The 3043-nt window shown below is 36.6% G+C and carries 5 protein-coding genes; 3 read left to right on the forward strand and 2 right to left on the reverse strand.

Going from position 1 to position 3043, the window contains the following annotated elements; all coding sequences use genetic code 11:
* A partial coding sequence (locus tag ACY10D_RS11925; RefSeq protein WP_487000945.1) for a hypothetical protein occupies positions 1-204 on the reverse strand: 204 nt, incomplete at its 3' end.
* A gap of 145 nt (positions 205-349) precedes the next feature.
* Here ACY10D_RS11925 and ACY10D_RS11930 point away from each other — a divergent pair.
* Genes ACY10D_RS11930 through ACY10D_RS11940 form a run of 3 tightly spaced genes read left to right on the forward strand, consistent with a single transcriptional unit; the run spans position 350 to position 2737 of the window.
* The gene (locus ACY10D_RS11930; protein WP_487000946.1) at positions 350-1369 is read left to right on the forward strand and encodes a hypothetical protein; all 1020 of its coding nucleotides are present in this window, start codon (positions 350-352) and stop codon (positions 1367-1369) included.
* The gene (locus tag ACY10D_RS11935; RefSeq protein WP_487000947.1) at positions 1341-2036 is read left to right on the forward strand and encodes a Tn3 family transposase; all 696 of its coding nucleotides are present in this window, start codon (positions 1341-1343) and stop codon (positions 2034-2036) included. Before ACY10D_RS11930 ends, ACY10D_RS11935 begins: the two co-directional genes overlap by 29 nt.
* Positions 2033-2737 (forward strand): tyrosine-type recombinase/integrase, encoded by a 705-nt coding sequence (locus ACY10D_RS11940; protein ID WP_487000948.1) that lies wholly within the window; start codon positions 2033-2035, stop codon positions 2735-2737. Before ACY10D_RS11935 ends, ACY10D_RS11940 begins: the two co-directional genes overlap by 4 nt.
* On the opposite strand, the gene ACY10D_RS11945 is transcribed toward ACY10D_RS11940, so the two are convergent.
* Positions 2684-3043: Tn3 family transposase (locus ACY10D_RS11945; RefSeq protein ID WP_487000949.1), on the reverse strand; the 360-nt coding region annotated here is incomplete at its 5' end. The genes ACY10D_RS11940 and ACY10D_RS11945 overlap by 54 nt on opposite strands.

Below are 3043 nucleotides of genomic sequence, written 5' to 3' on the forward strand. Positions count from 1 at the left end.
TTTTTTAAATGAGTCACTGAGCACTTTCTCTTGATGGCTTAATGCTGCGTATAAGTCGGAGAGTTTGCTTGATAGATCTTGTGCATGCTCAATACGATCTTTATCAAGCTTATTTTCCGTAACGGTATTAATTTTAGATAATTCTACGATTGTGTTTGATATCTCATTCTGAATCGTTTCTAGATTTTGCTCTGCTAAATTCATCCGTAAATTGCTTATGTTTTAAAGGTAATAGAGTATTTGTACATAAGTATCGCATTCAGTTCAAGTTAAACTACAGCTGATTTACCCACAAATCGCGAACGCCCAAGGAACAAATAACGGCAAAGGTACGGGCTGTAAACCAGGCTTGCAACTGCTGGGTATTCACCATGCTGTATCCAATGGTTTAAGCACCTATATTGCGATGCTTTCAGCCGCATTAAGCTCATATGATGAAGTCAAAAAGCATCTTGCTAAAATCAACATCCATTTGTCAGTGGCGTTAATCGTTAAGATCAGTAAACATATCAGTAAATTAGCACGCCTAAGTCAGTCAGCTGAAAAGTATTTATCTGGATTTAAAAACACCAACACAATCGTTGTATCAATAGATGGCGGTCGCATTAGAATACGGAGTAAAAAGCGAGGTCCAAAGACGGCTAAGAAACGTAATAGATTTAAGGGGCAGTGGCGAGAAGTTAAATTGTTTGTTATTTATGTGGTTGATGAGCAAGGCAATAAGATTAAGAAGGAGTTACCAATTATTGATGGCATCATCGGTAGCCCTCAGAAGGTGTTTAATTTACTCAAAAACTACTTAGCTGGGCTTGATTTAAACACAGTAAACAATCTTGTTTTTGTTGCTGACGGAGCTCCTTGGATTTGGAAGCGTATTAATGAACTGCTTGAGGGTATGACCTTACCACCTCACACTAAGGTGTATCAGGTGCTTGACTATTATCATGCAATGGAACATTTAAATTCTTTGGCTAAGCAGCTTTATAAAAGTAAAAGTGATCAGAATAAGTGGGCAAAGTCGTGTAAGGATCTTTTGCATGCGGGCAAAGTTGACGAATTCATGACAAAAATCAAGCTGGATAGTAAGCACAAAAAGGGGAAGTTGGTTAAGTCTGAGAAAGGTTACTTTATTAACAACGCAGATCGTTTGATATATAAAACATGTAAGGATCATGGCTTACCTCAAGGCAGTGGCGCTATTGAGAGCGGTGTTAGAAGGGTTGTTAATCTCAAAATGAAAGGTAATTCAATTTATTGGAAAGAGGACAGCGCTAATGATATGTTATTCATACGGTCTTTTTACAAGGCTGGGCGGTGGGAAGATATTGAAAGAATGGCTTATGCAGGTGGATTGGCAATGGCTTCATAATTACCCACAAATCGCGAATGCGCCCCTTATGCCAAGATTCGCCAATATTGACAAACAAAAGCTGGCACAGTGTGCACTCGGTGATTATCAAAAATACCCAAACATTAATGCTATTTTTAGTGACTCTATCAATTGGGAGTTGATCAAAGAGCAATACAGCCAAATGGTAAAATATGCTGCTGCTATGAAACTAGGTTATGCTGACCCGGAGTCGGTGCTTAAAAGGTTTTCTAAAAACAATTTAAAACATCCAACGTATAAGGCATTATCAGAATTAGGTAGAGTTATTAAAACAATATTCTTATGTGAATATCTCATGGATGAGTCAATGCGTCAGGAAATTCAAGAAGGCTTGAATGTTGTTGAGCTTTGGAATGGTGTCAGCAAATATATTTTTTATGGAAAAACAGGTGAAATTACCTCAAATAATGAAAAGGTTCAGAACCTATCTGTTAAATCACTACACCTCACACAATTATCAATGGTCTATATTAATACGATAATGATTCAGCAAATTCTGGTTGAACATAATTTAATAGGCAAATTAACCGAAGAAGATAAACGTGCCTTAACACCATTAATATACGAGCATGTTAATCCTTATGGACTATTTCCTTTAGATTTAGAAAAGAGATTGCCATATATACAATATGAGGTAGCAGCATGAGTGAGAAAATATCAGCTAAAAAAATGGCGGTTAAAATTGCTAAGCTCTTAAAGCCACAACAACCCAACTATGATTATTTGCGCGATGTCTTTAAATTTGTACGCCAGGATTTAAACATTGAAGTCACAACTAAAACTAAGCGTCTTCCTTATGTTCCCACAGAGGATGAAGTTAAAAAAATATATCAAGTGATATGGGAGACGAAGGATCCAAAACATATTCTTATCACTAAAGTCTTTTTATATACAGGTGTTCGAGTCAGCGAGTTGGTTAAAATCAAATTAGCCGACGTCGATCTAAATCAATGTCGTATCAGAATAAATCAAGGCAAGGGCAAAAAAGATCGAATGGTGCCTTTCCCACAAAAGTTCAAAGAAGCCCTCGTAATTCATATGGAACAATATAAAAAAGAAAATCGTATCTATCTGTTTGAGTCTGGATTTCATCGGCATTACTCTGACCGAGGAATTAGAAGAATGTTTATGCGTTATACAGAAGAAGCTAAATTAGTACATTCAATCTCGCCACATAAGCTTAGGCATTTTTTATTCACGTGGTTAAAAAAACAGAATATTGATGATGCCTTTATTCAACCGTATTCAGGTCACTCAAAACGAGAGTCTTTGGAGATATACTCAAAGTTATCATTAGCAGATGCACAAGGGAAGTATGATGATGTTATTGGGGACTTTCCTGTATGAAATTAACCCAGACTGACCCACAGCGCAAGTTCCGGAGCAATAGGCCAATATGATGGCATTTTGAATGATCATTTTGCAAATAGCAGTTTTTTCTTGGTCTTCTCTTTCAGCTTCATTAACCTCCTGATTTGGCGCAAACGATACAGCTTTAGAGAATTTATTGGATAGTTTCCCTTTATTTAACTGCTTTTCAATTGATTGGCGCAACTCAACGCTGTCAATATAATTCAGAATAAAGATAGATTTGATAATTTTACCAAACTCTTGAATCGCTTCTTGTAAAGCGTGCTTTTTATCATAAGAAGA

It is taken from the genome of Cysteiniphilum sp., from assembly GCF_057495195.1.

Coding starts and splice junctions, on each gene's coding strand:
- ACY10D_RS11940 (WP_487000948.1), top strand. CDS start 2,033: ATGAGTGAGAAAATATCAGCTAAAAAAATGGCGGTTAAAATTGCTAAG.
- ACY10D_RS11935 (WP_487000947.1), top strand. CDS start 1,341: ATGCAGGTGGATTGGCAATGGCTTCATAATTACCCACAAATCGCGAAT.